The sequence below is a fragment of the Nonomuraea sp. NPDC050394 genome (assembly GCF_044459065.1).
Lineage (GTDB): Bacteria > Actinomycetota > Actinomycetes > Streptosporangiales > Streptosporangiaceae > Nonomuraea.
The window spans coordinates 544755-566241 of the sequence record NZ_JBITIO010000001.1; the positions used below are offsets into that span (position 1 = coordinate 544755).

General features: G+C 70.8%; 19 protein-coding genes. 10 read left to right on the forward strand and 9 right to left on the reverse strand.

Annotation, left to right across the window (positions count from 1 at the left end; genetic code table 11):
• The first annotated feature begins 59 nt into the window (after positions 1-59).
• Together ACIBKY_RS02760 and ACIBKY_RS02765 are read left to right on the forward strand one after the other, a co-directional pair.
• A complete protein-coding gene (locus tag ACIBKY_RS02760; RefSeq protein ID WP_397093869.1) occupies positions 60-2606 on the forward strand; it encodes a bifunctional FO biosynthesis protein CofGH in 2547 nt (848 codons plus the stop codon).
• Between the two features lie 171 nt (positions 2607-2777).
• A complete protein-coding gene (locus ACIBKY_RS02765) occupies positions 2778-4415 on the forward strand; it encodes a substrate-binding and VWA domain-containing protein (protein ID WP_397093871.1) in 1638 nt (545 codons plus the stop codon).
• A gap of 57 nt (positions 4416-4472) precedes the next feature.
• Here the strand turns inward: ACIBKY_RS02765 and ACIBKY_RS02770 are convergent, their stop codons facing one another.
• The 4 genes from ACIBKY_RS02770 to cofD all read right to left on the reverse strand — a co-directional run bounded on the left by ACIBKY_RS02770 (position 4473) and on the right by cofD (position 7896).
• Positions 4473-4895, reverse strand: a complete 423-nt coding sequence (locus ACIBKY_RS02770; RefSeq protein ID WP_379609885.1) for a DoxX family protein — start codon at positions 4893-4895, stop codon at positions 4473-4475.
• 4 nt (positions 4896-4899) lie between these two features.
• Positions 4900-5640, reverse strand: a complete 741-nt coding sequence (locus tag ACIBKY_RS02775) for a lytic polysaccharide monooxygenase (RefSeq protein ID WP_397093872.1) — start codon at positions 5638-5640, stop codon at positions 4900-4902.
• Between the two features lie 97 nt (positions 5641-5737).
• Positions 5738-6826, reverse strand: coding sequence for a coenzyme F420-0:L-glutamate ligase (locus tag ACIBKY_RS02780; RefSeq protein WP_397093873.1), 1089 nt, complete (start codon positions 6824-6826; stop codon positions 5738-5740).
• Positions 6827-6957: 131 nt separating this feature from the next.
• Positions 6958-7896, reverse strand: coding sequence for a 2-phospho-L-lactate transferase (gene cofD / locus ACIBKY_RS02785; RefSeq protein WP_397093874.1), 939 nt, complete (start codon positions 7894-7896; stop codon positions 6958-6960).
• 166 nt (positions 7897-8062) lie between these two features.
• Here cofD and ACIBKY_RS02790 point away from each other — a divergent pair, with 166 nt between their 5' ends.
• A complete protein-coding gene (locus ACIBKY_RS02790) occupies positions 8063-10072 on the forward strand; it encodes a hypothetical protein (protein WP_397093875.1) in 2010 nt (669 codons plus the stop codon).
• A gap of 317 nt (positions 10073-10389) precedes the next feature.
• Positions 10390-10650: a WhiB family transcriptional regulator gene (locus ACIBKY_RS02795; protein WP_184957754.1), complete on the forward strand. Its 261-nt coding sequence runs from the start codon at positions 10390-10392 to the stop codon at positions 10648-10650.
• A gap of 58 nt (positions 10651-10708) precedes the next feature.
• Here the strand turns inward: ACIBKY_RS02795 and ACIBKY_RS02800 are convergent, their stop codons facing one another.
• Complete coding sequence (locus tag ACIBKY_RS02800) at positions 10709-11131, reverse strand: metallopeptidase family protein (RefSeq protein WP_397093877.1); 423 nt, start codon at positions 11129-11131, stop codon at positions 10709-10711.
• Between the two features lie 148 nt (positions 11132-11279).
• On the opposite strand from ACIBKY_RS02800, the gene ACIBKY_RS02805 reads away from it, so the two are divergent.
• The 5 genes from ACIBKY_RS02805 to ACIBKY_RS02825 are packed head-to-tail and all read left to right on the forward strand — an operon-like array spanning position 11280 to position 15289.
• Positions 11280-11648, forward strand: coding sequence for a DUF3499 domain-containing protein (locus ACIBKY_RS02805; protein WP_184957752.1), 369 nt, complete (start codon positions 11280-11282; stop codon positions 11646-11648).
• Positions 11649-11678: 30 nt separating this feature from the next.
• Positions 11679-13058, forward strand: coding sequence for a phosphomannomutase/phosphoglucomutase (locus ACIBKY_RS02810; RefSeq protein WP_397093879.1), 1380 nt, complete (start codon positions 11679-11681; stop codon positions 13056-13058).
• Between the two features lie 2 nt (positions 13059-13060).
• Positions 13061-13228, forward strand: a complete 168-nt coding sequence (locus ACIBKY_RS02815) for a Trm112 family protein (RefSeq protein WP_397093880.1) — start codon at positions 13061-13063, stop codon at positions 13226-13228.
• Positions 13225-14325 (forward strand): bifunctional phosphoglucose/phosphomannose isomerase, encoded by a 1101-nt coding sequence (locus tag ACIBKY_RS02820; RefSeq protein ID WP_397093881.1) that lies wholly within the window; start codon positions 13225-13227, stop codon positions 14323-14325. Before ACIBKY_RS02815 ends, ACIBKY_RS02820 begins: the two co-directional genes overlap by 4 nt.
• A 43-nt stretch (positions 14326-14368) precedes the next feature.
• A complete protein-coding gene (locus tag ACIBKY_RS02825) occupies positions 14369-15289 on the forward strand; it encodes a cation diffusion facilitator family transporter (RefSeq protein WP_397093882.1) in 921 nt (306 codons plus the stop codon).
• Positions 15290-15303: 14 nt separating this feature from the next.
• On the opposite strand, the gene ACIBKY_RS02830 is transcribed toward ACIBKY_RS02825, so the two are convergent.
• From ACIBKY_RS02830 to ACIBKY_RS02845, 4 genes are read right to left on the reverse strand one after another with little or no spacing between them, the layout of a single operon-like run.
• The gene (locus ACIBKY_RS02830; RefSeq protein ID WP_397093884.1) at positions 15304-17283 is read right to left on the reverse strand and encodes a protein kinase; all 1980 of its coding nucleotides are present in this window, start codon (positions 17281-17283) and stop codon (positions 15304-15306) included.
• Between the two features lie 24 nt (positions 17284-17307).
• On the reverse strand, positions 17308-17784 hold the full coding sequence (locus ACIBKY_RS02835; protein WP_397093886.1) for a GerMN domain-containing protein: 477 nt from the start codon (positions 17782-17784) through the stop codon (positions 17308-17310).
• Positions 17785-17789: 5 nt separating this feature from the next.
• Positions 17790-19493, reverse strand: a complete 1704-nt coding sequence (locus ACIBKY_RS02840) for an asparagine synthase-related protein (RefSeq protein ID WP_397093888.1) — start codon at positions 19491-19493, stop codon at positions 17790-17792.
• A 16-nt stretch (positions 19494-19509) separates the two neighbouring features.
• Positions 19510-19881 carry a MerR family DNA-binding transcriptional regulator gene (locus tag ACIBKY_RS02845; protein WP_397093889.1) on the reverse strand — a complete coding sequence of 124 codons (372 nt, stop codon included), beginning with the start codon at positions 19879-19881 and terminating at the stop codon, positions 19510-19512.
• A gap of 101 nt (positions 19882-19982) precedes the next feature.
• Here ACIBKY_RS02845 and ahcY point away from each other — a divergent pair, with 101 nt between their 5' ends.
• The gene (ahcY, locus tag ACIBKY_RS02850; protein WP_397093890.1) at positions 19983-21410 is read left to right on the forward strand and encodes an adenosylhomocysteinase; all 1428 of its coding nucleotides are present in this window, start codon (positions 19983-19985) and stop codon (positions 21408-21410) included.
• Positions 21411-21487: the final 77 nt, after the last annotated feature.

A 21487-nucleotide genomic window follows, 5' to 3' on the forward strand; every position in this document is an offset into this window, starting at 1 on the left:
GGGCGTCATACCGAGGGCTGGGTGCGCTACAGAGACTCAGAGGGTCGTATCGTGCCGCTATGACTGTGGTCAGTGATTCCGCTCTGCGCCGGGCGCTCGCCCGCGCCCGCGATGGCAAGGCACTCGACGTCACCGAGGCGACCGTTCTGCTGCACGCCCGCGACGGGCACCTCGACACTTTGCTCGAACACGCCGGACGTGTGCGTGACGCCGGGCTGCGCAACGCCGGGCGGGACGGGGTGATCACGTACAGCAAGAACGTGTTCATCCCGCTGAGCCGGTTGTGCCGCGACCGCTGCGGCTATTGCACGTTCGCGACGGCCCCGCACAAGCTGCCCGCCCCGTTCCTCAGCCCCGACGAGGTGCTGGAGATCGCCCGGCAGGGCGCCGCCCTGGGGTGCAAGGAGGCGTTGTTCACGCTCGGCGACCGCCCCGAGGACCGCTGGCACCAGGCGCGCGAGTGGCTGGACGCGCACGGCTACGACGACACGATCTCCTACGTCCGCGCGATGGCGATCCGGGTACTGGAGGAGACCGGCCTGCTGCCGCATCTGAACCCGGGCGCGCTCACCTGGCGCGACTTCCAGCGGCTGAAGCCGGTCGCCGGGTCGATGGGGATGATGCTGGAGACCACCTCCACGCGCTTGTTCACCGAGAAGGGCGAGGCCCACTACGGCTCGCCGGACAAGGACCCCGCGGTGCGCCTGCGGGTGCTGGAGGACGCCGGCAGGTCGAACGTGCCGTTCACGACCGGCGTGCTGATCGGCATCGGCGAGACGGTCCAGGACCGCGCCGAGTCGATCTTCGCGATCAGGAAGGTCGCCCGCGAGTACGGCGGCGTCCAGGAGGTCATCGTCCAGAACTTCCGCGCCAAGCCGGACACGGCGATGCGCGGCATGCCCGACGCCGACCTGCGCGAACTGGCGGCGACCATCGCCGTCGCGCGGCTGGTGCTCGGCCCGAGGATGCGCATCCAGGCGCCGCCGAACCTCATCGGCGGCGAGTTCGAGCTGATGGTCAGGGCCGGCATCGACGACTGGGGCGGCGTCTCGCCGGTGACGCCTGACCACGTCAGCCCCGAGCAACCGTGGCCGCAGATCGAGGACCTGGCCGCCCGCACCGGCGCCGCCGGGTACGGCATGCGCGAGCGCCTGACCCTCTACCCCGAGTACGTGCTGGCCGGCGAGCCCTGGACCGACCCCCGCGTGATGGCGCACATCAGCGCCCTGGCCGACCCGGAGACCGGCCTGGCCAGGGAGGACGCGGTCCTGAAGGGCATCCCCTGGCAGGAGCCCGACGGCGGCTTCTCCGCCTCCGGCCGGGTGGACCTGCACACCGCCGTGGACACCGAGGGCCGTACGACCGACCGCCGAGACGACTTCGACAACGTCTACGGCGACTGGGACGCGCTGCGCGAGCGGCTGCCCGCCGCCGCGCCCGCGGCGATCCTGGGCGACCTGAGCCAGGCGCTGCGCCGCGCGGAGTCCGACCCCGCGGGCCTGAGCGACGCCGAGGCGGTGGCGCTGCTCGGCGCCGACGGCCCGGCCCTCGACGAGCTGACCCGCATCGCCGACGACCTGCGCCGCGAGGCCGCCGGGGACGACGTGACCTTCGTCGTCAACCGGAACATCAACTTCACGAACGTCTGCTACACCGGCTGCCGCTTCTGCGCCTTCGCCCAGCGGCGTACCGACGCCGACGCCTACACGCTCAGCCTCGACCAGGTCGCCGACCGGGCCGCCGAGGCGTGGCAGGCGGGCGCGACCGAGGTCTGCATGCAGGGCGGCATCCACCCCGACCTGCCGGGCACCGCCTACTTCGACATCGCCAAGGCGGTCAAGGCGCGTACCCCGGACATGCACGTGCACGCGTTCTCGCCGATGGAGGTGGTCAACGGGGCCAGCCGTACCAACCTGTCGATCGAGGACTGGCTGCACGCGGCGAAGGAGGCCGGGGTCGACTCGCTGCCCGGCACCGCCGCGGAGATCCTGGACGACGACGTGCGCTGGGTTCTGACCAAGGGCAAGCTGCCGACCAGGGAATGGGTCGAGGTGATCACCACCGCGCACAGGGTCGGCCTGCCGACGACCTCCACGATGATGTACGGCCACGTCGACAACCACCTGCACTGGGTCAAGCACATCAAGCTCATCAGGAGCCTGCAGCAGGAGACCGGCGGCTTCTCGGAGTTCGTGCTGCTGCCGTTCGTGCACCACAGCGCCCCGATCTACCTGGCCGGCATCGCCAGGCCCGGCCCGACCGCGCAGGAGAACCGCGCCGTGCACGCGCTGGCCAGGATCCTCCTGCACGGCTCGATCAAGAACATCCAGTGCTCGTGGGTGAAGCTCCAGGACGACCTGTGCCGGCAGGTGCTCCAGGGCGGCGTCAACGACCTGGGCGGCACGCTGATGGAGGAGACGATCAGCCGCATGGCCGGTTCCGAGAACGGCTCCTACAAGACGATCACGGAGATCGGCGAGATGGTCGCGCCGACCGGCCGTCCCCTCCACCAGCGCACCACCGGGTACGGCCGGCCGGACGCGGAAAGGCTGGCCGCTTCGGCCAAGAGTGACGGCGTCTGCCGTAGCGTCCTCAGGATCGTTTAGTTATAACAAGTTCTACCTGACCTTGCGCCGCCCCCGGGCGGCGCTGGGAGAATCGTCACTCCCGAATGGAGAGGTAGCACCGTGCGGTTGGCTCGACACCGCGCCGCTCCGGCGCCTGAGCAGCGGCGGAGGCAGGCACTCGGCCGAGGCATACTGGCGGGGCTGGCGGCCGTGGCCGTTCTGGTCGCCGGTTTCGTGGTCGTCTTCGGCGGTGGCGGACCCCTGTGCTCGACGCGAGAGCCTGTTCTGGTCAGTGTGGCCGCCGCGGTCGATGTGGCACCTGTGGCGATGCTGGCGGCCGAGCGCTTCAACGAGACGAAGACGGCCACGGGCGGGCGCTGCGTCCTCGTCCAGGTGACCGAGCAGCCGCCGGCGACCGTGCTGCGCACGCTCATCGGCGACCGCGCCGGCGTGCTGCGCCAGCGGCCCGACGGCTGGATCGCCGACTCCTCCGCCTGGATCCGGCTGGCCCGCAAGCAGGGCGCCAGCGCGCTGCCGGCCGGGCAGAGCACGGTGGCGACCTCGCCGCTGGTCTTCGCCACCCGCCAGTCGCTGGCCGAACGCTTCGCGGTGGGCAGGACCGAGATGAACTGGCGCATGGTCTTCCCCTCGACCGTACGCGGGCGGCTGCGCCCCAACGAGAACGAGCCCGACGTGGTACGCGTGCCCGACCCCTCGCTGGCCGGAGCGGGCATCGCCACCGTCGCCGCGGCCAGGGACGTCGTCGGCACCGGCGCCTCCGCCGACCGGGCGCTGACCGCGTTCGTCCGCTGGGCGCAGGCCGGCTCGGCCCCCGACTACCGCTCGATGCTCGCGGCGGTGGACGACCGGGCGTTCTGGCAGCGGCCGGTGGTGATCGTCCCCGAGCAGTCGGTGCGCGAGCACAACCGGCGGCCCTCCGCCGATCCGGTGGTCGCCTTACATCCGCGTGAGGGCACCATCAGCCTCGACTACCCCTACGTCGTCACCGCCACCGACCCCGAGGTGGCCGAGGCCTCCACGGTCTTCGCCGACTGGCTGCGCGGCGACGAGGCGCAGGAACTCGTGCGCCGGGCCGGGTTCCGCTCCGGTGACGGCACGCTCGGGCCGATCTCACCCGGCCCGCAGATCCCCGCCGAGACGCCGCGCACCCGGCCGTCCATCTCACCGGCGGAGATCGACGCGGCGCTGCAGGCCTGGAGCAGGCTGGCGCCGCCGACCAACATCCTGGTGCTGGCCGACACCTCCAAGCACATGACCGACCGGCTCGGCACCGCGCTGGCCGCGGCGAAGATCGGGCTGCAGCTCTTCCCCGACTCGACGCACATGGGGATGTGGGAGTTCGCGGACACGCTGGGCCGTACCAAGGGATATCGCGAGCGCGTGGGCCTCGGCCCGATCAACGAGCCGGAGTCCGGGCAGGTCGTGCGCCGCGGCCGGCTCGACGAGCTGACCTCGGCCATCACCGTCCACCCCGGCCTGGACAGTTCGCTGCACGACGCGATCCTGAGCGGCTTTCGCGAGGTCGGCGGCGAGTTCCGCGAGGAGATGAACAACACGCTCCTCGTCATCACCGCGGGCAGGGACGACGGCAAGGGCCTGACCCGCCGTCAGTTGCTCGACCGCCTGCGCGCTGAGTGGGACCCCGACAAGCCTGTGCAGATCGTCATCATCGCCTTCGGTTCCGGCGTGGACCGCGCGGGTCTGTCGGAGATCACCACCGCCACCAACGGCTCGCTGCACGTCGCGCAGGAGCCGGGGGAGATCATCGAGGTGTTCCTGGCCGCGCTGGCGCGCCGCCTGTGCCACCCCACCTGCAAGGCCACCTGAGGGGCCGCGGGCACCCGCCACCCGCCGCACGGAGCGGGTGCCCGTCCACAAAGACCGCTAGGGGCCTTGGGGAACTTTCATGCGGCGGCGGAGGTGTGCCACCACCGTGTCCAGCGACCACGAGCCGCTCCCGATGAGAACGAGGATCAGGAACGACCAGCAGAAGAGGGCGGCGAGCTCACCGCCGTTGATGAGGGGAAAGAGCCCCTTGGGTTGGTGGACGGTGAAATAGGCGTAAGCCATCTCACCGGCGGCGAGGAACGCCGCCGCCCGGGTGGCCAGTCCCAGCAGGACCAGGCCACCCGCGACGAGTTCGATCACCGCGGCCCACCATGACGGCCATTCGAGGAAGGCCGGTGGAGTGCCGCCACGAGGTCCGCCGAGCACGCCGAAGAGCTTGGCGGCACCGTGACAGGCGAACAGCAGCCCGACCACGATGCGGAACAGTGACACACCCGCGTCACGAACTTGCTGCTGCATGGATTCAGGCCCGCTGCCAAAGAGCCGGGACATTGGGTGGTTCCCATCCCGCTATCGCGGTGTGCGACTGGAGGCAACGGTAGGACTGTCCGGCGTAGGTGACGGTGTTGCCCGGTGCGTAGGCGGTGCCTGCCGCCCAGGTGCCACCAGGGTTGGTGGCGGTGGGAGTCGGTGTGGGGGTGGTGGGGGTCGGTGTCGGTGTGGGGGTGGGAGTGGGCGTGGGCTGGCCGGGGCCGCCGCCGATGTTGACGTCGACGCAGGCGTAGAACGCCATGGCGGTGTCGGCGATGTTCCAGATGGCCAGGACCTTCTGGCGGCCGCTGAAGCCGGACAGGTTCACGTTGTGCGTGACCGTGGCTCCCGGTTGCTGGCCGTTTCCGGCGACGTAGCCGACGCGGGTGCCACCGATGTAGTACTCGTACGACAGCGTCGCGTGGCGGGCGGTGAACGTCCAGCTGAAGCTGGTGGACGAGCCTACGTTCGTCACCGGCCACGGCTTGCTCTCGTCGCTGAGCGGAGCCCAGCGTGAGTCGCCCGCGTGGCAGTTGCGCTGGCCCTTGGCGCCTTCGACGCTCTGCGGCTCCCAGACGATGGGTCCGCAGTTCTGCACCTTGCCGAGCTTGCAGTTGTACTGCCGGCTCGGGGGCGAGTTGACGTAGCCGTGGGCGAGCGCCGGGGAAGCGACGAAGATCGTGGCGGATATCGCCACGAGCATCGCGCTGGCTAACGTGAGCACCCTTCTCATAAAAATGCTCCTCTACATGGGGGGATACCCCGAACATAAAGGAAAGTTTCCTAAGGGTAAATGCCTGCTTTACCCCTAAGTGCTGGGAAGAGTCAGATCAGCGCAGCACGATGCGGCCCGCAAAATCTTGGGGCTCCCGGTCGGCGGGGGTCTCGGCGGGATGGCCCACCGCCACCAGACCGATCGGCCGCCAGCCCTCGGGAAGATCCAGGATCTCCTCGCCGCCGCCCGGCGGCAGCCACGCCGAGCCGAGTCCCTCCATCGCGAGCTGGATCAACAGGTTCTGCACGGCCGCGCCCGCCCTGGCCGCCGCCCGCTCGCCCGGCTCGGTCACACAGGGCACCACCAGGTACGGGGCCCGCACCAGCTTCTCGCGTACGGCCGGCGACTCCACCAGGGCGAACCGGGTGTGCTCGGCGCCCGGGGCGGTGAAGGCGGCTTCGACGGCCTGCCGTACCAGCGACGCGTCGACCGGGGCGTCGGTGAAGTCGCGGACGGTGCGGCGGGCGGGGACCACGTCGCGGGAGCCGTAGCGGAAGAGGTCCTCGTCGGCGGGGCGGATCAGCGGGCGTACACCGGGGCCGTCCGCAGCGGTCACCAGGTGCGCCAGGCCGCGCACCACCGCGACGGGGACGCCCGCCAGCTTGCCCTTGACCAGTTCCGCCGCCGCGGCGATCTCGTCGGCCAGGGCGGTGACGGTGGCGTTGAGCGGGTTGCCGTAGGCGTCCTCGCCGCCGCGGAAGTCCTCCAGGGGGAGCACGCCGGCGGCGCCGATGGCCACGTCGGTGAGGCCGTTGCGCCACGGGCGGCCGAACGTGTCGGAGATGATCACGCCCACGCCGTGGGGGAGGCCGGCGCGGATGCGGCGGGCGGAGGCGTCGCTGTCCTCGGGCAGGAGCAGGACCGTGCCGGGGGCGACGTTGGAGTTGTCCACGCCCGCTGCGGCCATGACGAAGCCATGGCGGGTCTGGGCGATGACCATGTCGCCGCGCCTGGCCACGACGCGCTCGGTCTCCTCCTCGATGGCGGCGGTGCGGTCGGGGGCGTGCCGGAGGCGGTTCTCGGCCTTGCTGACGATCTTCGAGGTGATGACCACGATGTCACCGGGCCGCAGATCCGCCCCCTTGAGCAACCCGGCCAGGTCGTCGCCGGGGCGCACGTCGGGCAACCCCAGAACCGGCAACACCCGAACCTCTCCGGGAACACCCCCCTCCAGGGAAACCCCTTCGGGGGAAGCCCCTCCAGGAAGAGCTCCTTCCGGGGCAACTCCTTCGGGGGTGGTCCCTTCCGGGGGTGTTGGTCGGGTTTCGGGGGTGGTCATCGGTTGAGGTCCAGGGCCAGGTCGAGGGCGGCGCGGGCGATGTCGGCGGCCGCGTCGGCGTCGTGCATGATCAGGGGGCGGGACTCGACCCGGATGCCGTCCACGGCCACTCCGTCGTCCTCCGGCGCGACCAGCCAGCCGTCGATCAGGTCCGGGCCGTAGAGCTCCAGAACCGCCTGGGCGCTGGTCTCCACCCCGATCGCGGTCAGGCACGCGTCGGCCATGCCGCGCACGGGCGCGCCGCCGATGATCGGGGAGACGCCGACCACGGTCTTGGCCAGCAGCGCGCCCCTGATGCCGGGCACCTGGAGAATCGTGCCGATGCTCACGACCGGGTTCGACGGCGGGAGGATCACGACGTCGGCCTCCTCGATCGCCTCCAGGACGCCGGGCGCGGGCCGCGCGGTGTCGGCGCCGATCAGGGCGATCGACTCGGCCGGGATCGAGGCGCGCAGCTTGACCCACCACTCCTGGAAGTGGATCGCCCGCCGCCCCTGCCCGTCGGTGATCACGACGTGGGTCTCGCAGCGGTCGTCGCTCATGGGCAGCAGCCGTACCCCCGGGCGCCAGCGCGCGCACAGCGCCTCGGTGATCTGTGAGAGCGGGTAGCCCGCCTCCATCATCTGCGAGCGCACGATGTGGGTGGCGAAGTCACGGTCGCCGAGCCCGAACCACTGCGGCTCCACGCCGTACGCGGCCAGCTCCTCCTTGACCGTGTGCGTCTCCTTCTCCCGGCCCCAGCCCTGCTCCTCGTTGATGCCGCCGCCCAGCGTGTACATCACGGTGTCCAGGTCGGGACAGATCCGCAGGCCGAAGAGGGTGATGTCGTCGCCGGTGTTGCCGATGACGGTGATCTGGGCGTCGGGGGCGGTAGCGCGCAGGCCGCGCAGGAAACGGGCGCCGCCGATGCCGCCGGCGAGGGACACGATGTGCATGTCACCCAGTCTTCCATCTGTCCCAGAGGTCAGTCTTACCCCTCCCCATGCCAGAAAAATCCTCGCAATGAGGGACATGTGAGGAATGAGCCTCCTGGGTTCCCCGCCGCGTAAGTCGGTCATGTGGCAAACTCACTGCGGGCCAAAGGGCTCGATGGGGGTAGTTGTGAGCAAACTTGACGTCGCCCGGCTGAAAGAGCCGGCCGCCTGGATCATGCTGGCTGCCGGCGTCACGTCCACGCTGGTGGCCGTGGGCCGGTTTCTGATCGGCGGAGACGGTGCCTACGGATCGAGCATCGGTCTCACCGAGCGCGGCGCCATCTACTTCTCGAGCCTGACCAGCCCGGTCACGATCGCGCTGCTGGTCGGGGCGGTGCTGCTGCTGACCAAGGCCGGCCCCCCTGCCAAGTCCGCGGGCGCGGTCACGATGGCCGCGGCGATCACGCTGGCGGCCATGACGCTGTTCGGGGTCCTGGCGTTGTTCGTCGCCCTTTTCGCGGGCAACGGCTTCCGCTCCATCGTCGAACTCCTCCTGACCGGCCTGCCCACCCTCGCCCTGACCGTCCTGGCAGCCCTGTACCTCATGCCGCAGGCCCTGCCCGCGCGCCGTCCGGTGACGACGTTCTCGCCGCAGCCCGGCTTCGGCCAGCCTCAGGGGTACGGCCAGCAGAGCTTCGCCCAGCAGCCCGGCTTCACTCCGCAGCCCGGTTTCGGCCAGCCCGAATACGGTCAGCAGCCCGAGTACGCCCAGCAGCCCGCCTCCGGCCAGGCCTTCGCCCAGCCGACCCCGGGCCAGACGTTCGGCCAGCAGCCGCCGTCGGGACAGCAGCCCGCGTACGCCCAGCCCGGATACGGTCAGCCCGGCACTGGTCAGCCCGGCACCGGTCAGCAGGGCTTCGGTCAGCAGGGCTTCGCCGGTGCCGACCCCGGCCAGCAGCCCGGCTACGCCCAGCCCGACCCCGGTCAGCCGCATGGCCAGCCGCCTTTCGCCCAGTCCGAGCCGGGTCAGCCCTTCGGCCAGCAGGGCTTCGGGGCCGAGCAGGAGGCGTACCAGGGCTTCCAGCAGCCCGCCGCCCCCGAGCCGCCCGCGCCGCAGCCCAGGGCCGCACTCCCCGCCGCCCCCGAACCCCAGCAATACGCGCAGCCCGAGCCGCAGCAGTACAACCAGGAATCCCAGCCCTACAGCCAAGACCCCCAGCCCTACAGCCAGGAGTCACAGCAGTACGGCCAGGAACCGCAGTACAACCAGGAACCGCAGTACGGCCAGGAACCGCAGTACGGCCAGCCCGCTCAGAGCGGCGCGTACACCACGCCCGGCTACTCCTCGCAGGACACCCCCAACGTCTACGCGCCGGAGCCGCCCCCCGCCCAGAACGGTTACAACACGGTCGACACCGCGCCCCCCGGCAGCGCCTACGCCCCGGCCGACACGGTGCCACCCTCGGGCGGCTACACGCCGTCGGAGACGATGCCCGACTCCGGCTACACACCGGCTCCGTACGTCCCGGCCGACAGCCAGCCGGACGTCTACCGCCAGCAGCCCCAGTCCGGCGCGTACACCGCCCCCGACTCCAACAACCCGTACGCCCCGCCGCAGAACCCGGGCGCCCACGACGCCTACGCCACCCCGAGTTCCTTCGCCCCGCCGGAGCCCACCCCCTACGCCCCGCCGGCCGACGCCCCCAACCCGTACGCGCCGCCCCAGGACGGTCCGGCGGGCACGCCGTACTACGAGCGCCCGCCCGCGTTCGAGCAGCACGGCCAGCCGTTCACCGGCATGCCGGGCCAGGAGTACGCCCAGCCGCAGCACTACCAGGAGCCGGACCCGCCCGTCGACCCGCGCTCCCAGCAGCTGCTCGACGCCTACCAGCAGGCCGAGCACTACCAGCACTCCACCGCCGGCACCGCGCCCGACCTGCGCGTGCCGGACTACACCGGACAGGCGGGCCCCTACGACGACCCGTTCGGGCACCCCCAGCAGCAGCCACCGGCACCCCAGCAGCCGCAGCAGGCTTACCAGCCCGGCTGGAACGGCGGCGAGTCGCCGGCCGAGTCGACCGTCCGGCTTGACCAGTCGATGTTCCGCGGCGGCGACGCGCTGAACGACCCGCCCAGGCAGGGGGACGACCCGATCGATCCCACCGCCATATACACCCCCAACGAGCCTCGCAGGTAATGAACTGACCAAGTACGGCTAGAGAGAAGGTGGGCCACGGGCGGGGGTCAATCCCGCCCTGGTACGGTTTCGACCGCTGAGAGCGCGGAACACGCCAGGTCAAGGCCATGGTTCATGGAAACCGCCGGGCGCGAACATCACATGCCAAACACACCGGGGCGAGATCTGGTCTTTCCCCGGATACCGGCATGCCGCTTGACGTCACGTACGGCACGCGCGTGTAATTACAACCATGTTGTTACGCCTTCCTGTGGGTGGGTAATAAGGAAGGCGTTCATGGGGGGCTCCATTGCGGGCGGGCGGCAGGGAGGTGCGCAGTGACCGATCTGGTCATCGCACAGGACCAGCTTGATGCGGAAGAACTCGGCTGGCAGGAGCGCGCACTGTGTGCGCAGACGGATCCGGAGGCGTTCTTCCCGGAGAAGGGCGGCTCCACACGCGAGGCCAAAAAGGTCTGCCGGACGTGTGAGGTCCGAGCCGAGTGCCTGGAATACGCGCTGGAACACGACGAGCGGTTCGGCATCTGGGGAGGGTTGTCCGAGCGGGAACGTCGGCGGATCAAGCGCCAGGCCGTATAGGCAGATATCCGGTTCAGGGGTCACGCGGCATCGTCCGCGTGGCCCCTCACCATTTTGATCAGTGGGTGTCGAAGCCCGGATCGACCTCGTCGGGCGAGCGGCCGAGCAGGAACGCCACCTGCTCCACCACCGTGTCGTGCACCAGCGCGCCCAGCGTCTCCCGGTCGCGCGAGCGCGCCTCCAGCGGGCGGCGGTAGACCACCACGGAGGCGGGCTGGGCGCCGCGGGCCGGCTCGGCTCGGCCGAACGGGATCGGGCCTGAGCGGCCGGGGCCGTCACCGAGCTCGCTCAGCGGCGGCACCTCCTCGACGGCGAACTCCACCGCCGCCAGCTGCGCCCCCCAGCGCGGCTTGAGGCGCTCGACGGCGTCCAGGACGAAGTCGTCGAAGCGCTCGCCCCTGGACTTCGCGATGGGCACGTGCGAGGGAGCCAGCGGGCCTCGAAGGCCGCGACCGTGGCGGTCACGGCGTCGTGGAGTCATCCGCACAGTTTACGAGGAGCGGCCGCCGTACTGCAGCATTGGTACAGGTGGGTGTAAAGCCTGCGACAGGTGTCCGAATTGTGGCGACACGCTCGTTAAGAGCGCTCAGATAGTGGCGCCTCGGACTCTTACCAGATACGGTCCCTCCGTGAGCCCCGTCCGCCGCTGTTCCCGCACCGCTTGCAGCCAGCCTGCCGTCTTCACGCTCACGTACGTATACGCCGACTCGACCGCTGTTCTCGGCCCTCTGGCGACGTACGCCGAGCCGCACTGCTATGACCTGTGCGCCGAGCACGCCGAGCGGCTCACCGCCCCCCGCGGCTGGGAGGTGGTGCGGTTGCCCACGGACGGCGCCTCACCCAGCTCGGACGATCTCGAAGCGCTCGCCAACGCCGTCAGGGAAGCGGCCAGACCGAGCCCCTCCGGCACCGAACCCGTCGGCCAGGGAGTCGAGGTCGGCCGCCGTGGTCACCTGCGCGTGCTCCGCTCCGCCCAGCAGCAGCGCGGCGACCGGTAGGCTCGTCTCAACGACGACCTAGGAGCAGGAGTGGGCGATCTCGCCAAGATCTTCAAGGCCTACGACGTACGTGGCGTGGTGCCTGACGAACTGGACGAGCCGATCGCCGAAGCCGTGGGGGCGGCCTTCGTCGACGTGACCGGCGCGACGTCGCTGGTCGTGGCGCGGGACATGCGCACCTCGGGAGTCGCGCTGGCCGGAGCCTTCATCCGGGGCGCCACCGGACGCGGAGCCGACGTGATCGACGCCGGGCTCGGCTCCACCGACCTGCTCTATTACGCCAGCGGCAGCCTCGACCTGCCCGGCGTGATGTTCACCGCCAGCCACAACCCGGCGCGCTACAACGGCATGAAGATGTGCCACGCGGGCGCCGTCCCGGTCGGGTCCGACACCGGGCTCACCGCCGTGCGCGACCGCGCCGCCGAACTGCTCGCCGCCGAACTGCCCGCCGCCGAACCGCCCGCCCCCGGCTTGGAGCCCGGCGCGGCCCACGGCTCGGTCACCGAGAAGGACCTGCTCCACGGCTACGCCGCGCACCTGCGCGGGCTGGTCGACCTGCGCGCGATCCGGCCCCTGCGGGTCGTGGTCGACGCCGGCAACGCGATGGGCGGCCACACGGTGCCCGCGGTCTTCGATGGCCTGCCGATCGAGGTGACGCCGCTCTTCTTCGAGCTCGACGGCACCTTCCCCAACCACGAGGCCAACCCGCTGGAGCCGGCCAACCTGGTCGACCTGCAGCGCGCGGTCGTGGAGACCGGCGCCGACCTCGGCCTGGCCTTCGACGGCGACGCCGACCGCTGCTGGGTGATCGACGAGCGGGGCCGCTCGGTCTCGCCGTCGGCGGTCACCGCGCTGGTCGCCGCCCGCGAACTGGCCAAGCACCCGGGCGCCAAGATCATCCACAACCTGATCACCTCGCAGGGTGTGCCGGAGATCGTCCGCGAGCACGGCGGCGTTCCGGTACGCACCCGCGTGGGCCACTCCTTCATCAAGGCCGAGATGGCCGCCACCGGCGCCGTCTTCGGCGGGGAGCACTCGGCCCACTACTACTTCCGCGACTTCTGGTTCGCCGACTCGGGGATGCTGGCCGCCATGCACGTGCTGGCCGCCCTCGGGGAGCAGGCGAGCCCGCTGTCGGAGGTCGTGGCCGCGTACTCGCGCTACCACGCCTCCGGTGAGATCAACAGCACCGTCGCCGACCAGGCGGCCGCGCTGGCCAGGGTCCGCGAGACGTTCGGCGGCCGGGGCTCCTTCGACGAGCTCGACGGGCTGACCGTGAGCGGCTCCGGCTGGTGGTTCAATCTGCGTGCGTCCAACACCGAGCCGCTGCTCAGGCTCAACACAGAAGCGGCCGACGAAGGCAAGATGACGGCGATCAGGGACGAGGTCCTCGCCGTCGTAAGGAGTTGAAAGTGAAGATCGACGACTGGCTGCTCGAAATCCTGGCCTGCCCGGCGTGCAAGTCCGCGCTGCGTGCCGAGGCGGAAACGGAAGAGCTGGCCTGCACCGGATGCGGTCGCGTCTATCCGGTACGCGACGACATCCCCGTCCTGCTGGTCGACGAGGCCAGGACTCCGTGAATTGGGAGTCCGACCGGCTCGATGACCAGCGATTCCTTACCGACAACGACCCCGGCGGCATGCTGCTGGCGGTCGCCGCCTCCGCCGCTCAGGTACGGATGGGGCAGCGCGCCGCGGCCGAAGCCGGCCTCGCGGAGCTGCGGGGCCGTCCGAGAGCCGTCGTGGTCGTGGGCATGGGCGGCTCGGCGATCGCCGGGGATATCCTGGCGGCCGTCGCCGGCCACGGCGCGCCGCTGCCGATCCTGACCGTCCGCTCCTACCAGCTCCCCGGCTGGGTGGGCGCGACCGACCTGGTGATCGCGGTGTCGGCCTCCGGGCGAACCGAGGAGACGCTGTCGGCCGCGACCGAGGCGGTCAGGCGCGGCTGCACGCTCGTGGCCGTCGCCGCTCCCGACTCGCCGGTGGAGTCGGTGGCCCGGCAGGCCGGCGGCATCTTCGTGCCGGTGCCGGCGACCGGGCAGCCGCGGGCCAACGTGTGGCTGCTGTCCGTACCCCTGATCGTGGCCGCGGCGGGGCTGGGGCTGGCGCGCGTGGACGAGGCGCTGATCGAGGGCGTGGCGAAGTCGCTGGAGGACATCGCGCACCGCTGCCGGCCCTCCAGTGAGTCGTTCATCAACCCGGGTAAGCAGCTGGCGATGGAACTGGCCGAGAGCGTGCCCATGATCTGGGGTTCGTCGCAGGTGAGCGGTGTGGCGGCGTACCGGCTGGCCTGCCAGCTCAACGAGAACGCCAAGTACCCCGCGGTCTTCGGCGAACTGCCCGAGGCCAACCACAACCAGGTGGTCGCCTTCGACGGCCCGCTGGCCAGGCGGGACATCTTCGCCGACGACGCCGGGCGGTCGCTGCGGCTGGTGATGATGCGGGACGCCGACGAGCACCCGCAGGTCACGCGGCGGCGCGAGGCGTCGGTGCGGATGGCACAGGACCGCGACGTCGCGGTCACCGAACTCACCGCCGAGGGCGCTCATCCGCTCGAACGGCTGGCCTCCCTCATCGCCCTCGGCGACTTCGCCAGCACCTACCTGGCGCTCGGCTATGGCATCGATCCGACACCAGTGACCGCGATCACAGAACTTAAGGCGAGGATTTCCCAATAAGATCCGGGATTGATCTGATCGACCATATGAGTGGAGATTCGCAGTGAGCGCGAGTGGCGGTACCAAAGCGATCGTCGCGGCTCTGGCCGCGAACCTGGCCATCGCCGTGGCCAAGTTCGTGGCCTTCATTTTCACCGGCTCGTCCTCGATGCTGGCGGAGTCCATCCACTCGGTCGCGGACTCGGGCAACCAGGCCCTGCTGCTGATCGGTGGCAAGCGGGCCCAGCGGGAGCGGACCAAGGAGCACCCGTTCGGCTACGGCCGTGAGCGTTACTTCTACGCGTTCGTCGTGGCCGTGGTGCTGTTCACGATCGGCTCCGCGTTCTCGATCTACGAGGGCATCCACAAGCTGAGCTCGCACGAGCCGCTGGGGAACCTCAGCTGGGCCATCGGCGTGCTGATCTTCGCGATCATCGCCGAGAGCTTCTCCTTCCGCACCGCGATCAAGGAGTCGAACGCGGTGCGCGGCAAGCAGGGCTGGGTGGAGTTCATCCGCCGCTCGAAGTCGCCGGAGCTGCCGGTCATCGTGCTGGAGGACCTCGGCGCGCTGCTCGGTCTCATCTTCGCGCTGTTCGGCGTCTCGATGGCGGCCATCACCGGCGACCCCGTCTGGGACGCCATCGGCACGCTGATGATCGGTGTGCTGCTCGGTATCATCGCCATCATCCTGGCCATCGAGACCAAGTCGCTGCTGCTGGGTGAGGGCGCCTCGCCCGACGTCGAGCAGCAGATCAGGTCCGCCCTGGAGAACGCCCCCGAGGTCACCCGCGTGATCCACATGCGCACGCTGCACCTCGGCCCGGAGGAGCTGCTGGTCGCCGCCAAGATCGCGGTCGAGCACGACGACACCGCGGCCGAGGTGGCGCGCGGCATCGACGAGGCGGAGCAGCGCATCCGCGCGGCGGTGCCGATCGCCCGCGTCATCTACCTGGAGCCGGACCTGGACCGCACTCCGTCCGTCTGACGCACGGGCCCCCGCTACTCGGGGGCCCAGACCGCGGTGAAGAACGGGTGGTCGGCGGTGCCCGAGACCTGGAGAGCGGCCGGGTAGTAGCCCTTCGGGGCGATCTGGCGGAGCTTGGTGCGGTAGGCGTCCGGGGTGAGGTCGCCGTAGTGGAAGTAGGCGCTGCTCTCCTTGCGCCACACCGCGCTGTACCTGCGGTCCGGGGTGGCCGCCACCATCGTCGGGCGGTAGCCCCGCGCGTGCAGGCGGTCGTAGGCGCGCTTGTGCTGGGCCCAGCCCAGGTCCACGGTGGCCCGCCAGCCGGCCGTGCCCACGCCGGGCTCCCAGACGGCGGCGTAGCGGCGGTTGCCCGCGGGGCCGTAGGCCGAGACCCAGCGCAGGGTCATGCGGCCGCGGTCCTGGTAGTGGCGGAGCTTGTCCTGGAACTGGGTCTTGGTCATCCGCCAGAAGCTGTGGTTGACGGCGGCGCCGCCCTGCTTGACCATCACGCCCGCGTACGTGGCGTTCTCCCACGCGCCCAGCCCCGCGATCAGCTTGAGCCGGTAGCCGGCGGCCATCGCGCGGGTCAGGAAGGCCTTGGCGGCGTCCGGGTTCAGGCCGTGGAACAACCGAAGCGCCGGCCCCCGGCGCTTCACCCACACCGCCGTGTACCGCTCGCCCGGCGCCAGGCTCAGCGACGTCGGCTGGAACCCGGCCGCGACCAGCTTGGCGGCGCGGGCGGCGTGCGCGGCCCTGGGGAGGTTGTAGTAGATCCGCACGTTCCCGGTGGTCTGCTCCTTCGGGTACGGCGAGGCGGGCGCGGCCGTCGGTGGCCGGGTGGTGCCGGGCTCCGCGGACTTGCCCGGATCGCGGGTCGGGGCGGTGGAGGGGGACTCGGTGGCCTGACCGGCGGATTCGCCCGGCGGTGGCTCCGTGCCGGGACCCGGCGGGGGCTCCGTGCCGGGCTGCCGGGCGGCGGCGGTGACTCCGGGGCCGGGGGTGCCGGCCGTACCGGAGTCGAAGGCTCTGACGGCGAAGACGCCGCCGACGGCGGCGGCGACACCCACCAGGGCCCCCACGACCCGCACGCCCCTGCCACGGGCTCTCACGCGGCCGCGGGGCGGCTCCGGACGGTCCCGGGTGCCCGGCTCCCGAAGGGGCGCCGCCGTCGCGGGGACCGGCTCGGCCGGTTCCGGCCTGCCGGTGGGCGGGGGCGGGAGGTGGCCGACAGTGGTGAGTTCGAGGAGGAGGCCGGCGGCCGTGGGGCGGGCGGCGGGGTCCTTGGCCAGGGCGGCGGCCACCGGGGCGCGCAGGGGCTCCGGCAGCGGCGACAGGTCGGGGGAGTCGTTGAGTATGCGGTGCATGACGGCGGGGATCTCCGCCGCCTGGAAGGCGTGGCGGCCCGTGGCGGCGAAGTACACGACGGCGCCCCAGGCGAACACGTCGGAGGGCGACTCGGCGCGGTGGCCGAGGAACGACTCGGGGGCCAGGTAGAGAGGCGTGCCGACGACGTTGCCCGAGGTGGTGGCGGTCATGTCGGAGGTACGGGCCACGCCGAAGTCGATCAGGCGCGGCCCGTCGGGTCCGAGCAGCACGTTGGCCGGCTTGAAGTCGCGGTGGACGATCCCGGCCCGGTGGATGGCGGCCAGCGCCATCATGAGCCCGGAGGCCAGCCGCGTCAGGGGTTCGGGCGCGAACGGGCCGGCGGTGGAGACGGCGCGGGCGAGGCTGGGACCTTCCACGTACTCGCTGGCGATGTACGGGCGGGGGCCGTCGAGTGAGGCGTCGACGATGCGGGCGATCCAGGCGGGTGAGACCCGCTGGGCGGCGGCCAGTTCCTTGGCGAAGCGGTCGCGGAGCTGCGCGTCGCCCCTGGTGTGCAGCACCTTCAGGGCGAGTTGCCGCCCGTCGGCGGCCTCGGCGAGGTAGACCACGCCTTGACCGCCGTCGCCCAGCCGGCCGCGCAGGCGGTAGCCGGCGATCGTCTGCGGATCATCAGACGTCAGGGGCTGCATTCACGGGATATTAGAGGAATCGGGCTACTCGTGCCCGGTCAGGCAGGATGTCCCGGCGTCGGTCTGGTCGAACAGGCACCGGCCGTCCTTGTCCAGCGTCACGACCTTCTTCACGGCCTTGAACTGCAGCAACGTCTTGCCGATCGTGTGCAGGACGCGGGCGTCGCCGCCCACGCCGAGGCCGTAGACGATCCGGCAGAAGCGCAGCGTCGCCGTACCTGAGGCAATCTTCAGCTGGAAGTCGGCGCCGCAGTCGGAGCGGCCGCGGATCTGCGCGCCGAGCTCGGAATGGAGGCCCCGGCGCTTTTCCGCCTTGGTGGGGCCGTTGATCAGCTGTTCGACGGAGAAGCGGGCGACGCCCCGGTCGGGCGCCTTGCGGGTCACGGCCACGGTCTTGCCGGGGATGCCGAAACCCTTCGAGAAGTAGACCTTGACGGTCTGAGCGGTGCCCGCGTGCGCGGGTGAGATGGCGAGGACCACTGCCATCAGCAGCTCTTTCATGCTTGTTATGACGCCATCAGCGGACGCTTGGTTGGCACTGTCACCCGCCCGCGCGAGGCGGTTCCCGGCGCGGTGAGATCGGCGCCGAGCAGCCCGGCCACCGTGTACAGATGCCAGACGAGCGCCGGCTTGACCAGCCTGCCGCCGTCGAACAGCGCGGGCACCTTGTCCAGGCGCACGATCTCGCCCAGCCGGGCGCACGAGACGATCGTCTCCCGCAGTTCCTCGGCGAGTTCCCGGCCGGGTTCTGTCCGCCAGTTCCAGGGCTTGGGCTTCGGCGCGGAGATGTGACGGGCCGCCCTGTGCCGCCAGCGCGCGAGCAGGCCCTCGGTGCGGAATCGCCACGGCCGGCCCTCCAGCGGCACCTCGGCGAGCGCGGGCGCGAACGTCCTGATGAGCCTGTGGACCAGCCGCTCCGACCGGCGTACGCCCGGGTCCACGCCGAGTGCCGCGCCGACCACCCGGTTGTCCAGGAAGGGCTGTACCGGCGTGCCCTGGCGCAGCATGGCGGCCCGCGCGGCGGCGTGCCAGCGGCCCACGCGGAAGCGCACGTACAGGTGGTCGGGCACGTGGAGGGAGTCCGAGCTCCAGGCCAGTTCCTCGGCGTGGGCGTTGGCCGTCTCCGTGAACAGGCCGCGGTTGGACAGGAACAGTGTCTCGGTGCGCCGGCGTACCGCCTCGGGCGTGGTCTCCTCCATGCCGGACAGGTAGCCGCCGCGCAGGATCTCCCCGTTGTGCCCGCCCAGCCGGGGGACGTCGCTGTAGGGGGCGTCGGCGGTGATGTTCTCGTAGGCCGACAGCATGCCCTCGCAGGCGCGCAGGATGTGGTGGACCCGGTCGGCCGGGTGCACGACGGACAGTTCGTTCGCGGTGGTGAGGACCGGTGTGGTCACCTCGTGCTCCACGCCGAGCGCGGCGGCCACCTGACGGGCCACCACCACGTCGGGGTGGTCGTCGAAACCCGAGGTGGAGGCGCGGAACGGGATGCCCGCCCCGTGCAGCAGCGCGGCGATCAGGCGGCTGTCGCGGCCGCCGGTGAGCGTGACGCGCACCTGCTCCGGGCCGCCGGCCAGGGGACGCACCGCCCGCACCATGTGCTCGGCCACCCGCGCGGCGCCGGTACGGCCGCGCCCCACGGGCAGCGGCTCGGTGGTCACGGTCAGCCGGTCGCCGATCTCCAGGGTCGAGGCAGGGGGCAGGGCACGTACCCCGGCGTACGGGGTTTCCTCGGACAGGAAGTAGCCCTGTCTGGCCACGGACTGCAGGGCGGTCACGTCGTAGCGGACGCCGTCGTGGGCGGCCAGCCGTACCAGGAGGGCGCGGTTTCCCACGACGAACAGGTCGGGCGTCTCGGCGTAGTAGACGGGGTCGGCGGGCGCGATCGAGGTCGAGGCGGTGATTCCGTGCTCGCCGGCGCGCAGGAGGGCGAAGCAGCCGGGCTGTCCGGCGGCGGGTCCGCGGCCGGGTTCGCCCGGGTGGTGCCCGGCGACGACGGTGATGCCGCCGGGGCCGGACGGCGGCTCCCAGCCGGGTTCGTTGGTCCAGGTCAGCACGTGCACGCCGCCGTTCCCCGCGGTCCACTCGCGCGCCCTGACGCGTTCCGGGGCGACCGGGAAGGTCACCGCGATCGACTCGCGGGCACGCTGGACCGCCTGGCCCAGGGCCTCCTGGCGATGTGGACGTGCCGAAACTGCCAGGAAAACCCTCATGACGCCCCCCGACGCGTTAGCGATCACCTTTCCTGGGGTTGGATGCGGGAGACTGTCCTGAAGTTCGCAAAAGGCGCAGCGCCTTCTCCTTCTCGAAGTCGAGCGCGCGGCGCGGGGCCTGCAGCCGGCCGATGCGGATGCCCAGCTCACGCACGGCCTGGGCGACCGCCGGCTCGCTCAGCACGCGCAGCGCGAAGGCCAGTTCCGCGGGGGAGACGTCGAAGCGCCGCTCCAGGTCCACGCCCTGGGCGACGGCCTGGATCTCTTCTTCTCCGAAGCGCCGGTGGGCACCCTGCTCGCGTACCGGGGGCAGAAGGCCCAGTGCTTCGCGGTATCTGAGCATTCTGGGCGACATTCCCAGCCGCTTCGCCGCCTCCGTAATCCGCATTCTTACATTCTTACGTCAGATTCGGGGTCTGTGAGTCGCAACTGGCTTCACCTGGTGCCTAAACTCGACGGCGACAACTTCGTGACACGAGGGGAACCCAGATGGACTTCAAGGTCGCCGACCTTTCGCTGGCCGAGTTCGGGCGCAAGGAGATCCGGCTCGCCGAGCACGAGATGCCCGGACTCATGGCGGTACGCAAGGAGTACGCGGCCTCCCAGCCCCTGCGCGGTGCGAAGATCATGGGCTCGCTGCACATGACGATCCAGACCGCCGTCCTCATCGAGACGCTGGTCGCGCTGGGCGCCGAGGTCCGCTGGGTGAGCTGCAACATCTTCTCCACCCAGGACCACGCCGCCGCCGCGGTCGTCGTCGGCCCCAACGGCACCGTCGAGGACCCGCAGGGTGTGCCGGTCTTCGCCTGGAAGGGCGAGACGCTGGAGGAGTACTGGTGGTGCACCGACCAGGCCCTGGCCTGGCCGGGTGGAGACGGCCCCAACATGATCCTGGACGACGGCGGCGACGCCACGCTGCTGGTCCACCGGGGCGCCGAGTACGAGAAGGCCGGCGCCGTACCCTCCGCCACCGAGAACGACCCGGAGGAGTGGCACGTCATCATCGACCTGCTCAAGCGCACGGTCGGTGACGAGAAGCGCTGGACCAAGACGGCCGAGCGCATCAAGGGCGTCACCGAGGAGACGACGACCGGCGTCCACCGCCTGTACGAGATGTTCAAGAACGGCACGCTGCTGTTCCCGGCCATCAACGTCAACGACTCGGTCACCAAGTCGAAGTTCGACAACAAGTACGGCTGCCGCCACTCCGTCATCGACGGCCTCAACCGCGCCACCGACGTGCTCATCGGCGGCAAGGTGGCCGTGATCTGCGGCTACGGCGACGTCGGCAAGGGCTGCGCCGACGCGCTGAGGGGCCAGGGCGCCCGCGTCATCGTCACCGAGATCGACCCGATCTGCGCCCTGCAGGCGGCCATGGACGGCTTCCAGGTCACCACGCTGGACGAGGTCGTCGGCATCGCCGACATCTTCGTGACCACGACCGGCAACTTCGACATCATCCGCGCCGACCACATGGCGAAGATGAAGCACCAGGCGATCGTCTCCAACATCGGCCACTTCGACAACGAGATCGACATGGCCGGCCTCATGAAGACCGAGGGCATCGTCCGCAACAACATCAAGCCCCAGGTCGACGAGTGGATCTTCCCTGACGGCCACAGCATCATCGTGCTGGCCGAGGGCCGCCTGATGAACCTCGGCTGCGCCACCGGCCACCCGAGCTTCGTCATGTCGAACTCCTTCACCAACCAGGTGATCGCGCAGATCGAGCTCTTCGCCAAGACCGAGGAGTACCCGATCGGCGTCTACGTCCTGCCCAAGCACCTGGACGAGAAGGTCGCCCGCCTGCACCTCGACGCCCTGGGCGTCAAGCTCACGACCCTCACCAAGGAGCAGGCCGAGTACATCGGCGTCGACGTCGAGGGCCCCTACAAGCCCGACCACTATCGTTACTGATTTCCTTTCAGTCTCTTTTAGCGTTACGGCAAGCCGCCCCCACGCCACCCGCCGTCGCCGGCGGGCGCCGATCGTGG

Excerpts from the sequence above, each read along its gene's own strand:
- ACIBKY_RS02760 (WP_397093869.1), top strand. The coding sequence starts at position 60 with ATGACTGTGGTCAGTGATTCCGCTCTGCGCCGGGCGCTCGCCCGCGCC.
- ACIBKY_RS02770 (WP_379609885.1), bottom strand. The coding sequence starts at position 4,895 with ATGCAGCAGCAAGTTCGTGACGCGGGTGTGTCACTGTTCCGCATCGTG.
- ACIBKY_RS02775 (WP_397093872.1), bottom strand. The coding sequence starts at position 5,640 with ATGAGAAGGGTGCTCACGTTAGCCAGCGCGATGCTCGTGGCGATATCC.
- cofD (WP_397093874.1), bottom strand. The coding sequence starts at position 7,896 with ATGCACATCGTGTCCCTCGCCGGCGGCATCGGCGGCGCCCGTTTCCTG.
- ACIBKY_RS02800 (WP_397093877.1), bottom strand. The coding sequence starts at position 11,131 with ATGACTCCACGACGCCGTGACCGCCACGGTCGCGGCCTTCGAGGCCCG.
- ACIBKY_RS02830 (WP_397093884.1), bottom strand. The coding sequence starts at position 17,283 with ATGCAGCCCCTGACGTCTGATGATCCGCAGACGATCGCCGGCTACCGC.
- ACIBKY_RS02835 (WP_397093886.1), bottom strand. The coding sequence starts at position 17,784 with ATGAAAGAGCTGCTGATGGCAGTGGTCCTCGCCATCTCACCCGCGCAC.
- ACIBKY_RS02840 (WP_397093888.1), bottom strand. The coding sequence starts at position 19,493 with ATGAGGGTTTTCCTGGCAGTTTCGGCACGTCCACATCGCCAGGAGGCC.
- ACIBKY_RS02845 (WP_397093889.1), bottom strand. The coding sequence starts at position 19,881 with ATGCGGATTACGGAGGCGGCGAAGCGGCTGGGAATGTCGCCCAGAATG.
- ahcY (WP_397093890.1), top strand. The coding sequence starts at position 19,983 with ATGGACTTCAAGGTCGCCGACCTTTCGCTGGCCGAGTTCGGGCGCAAG.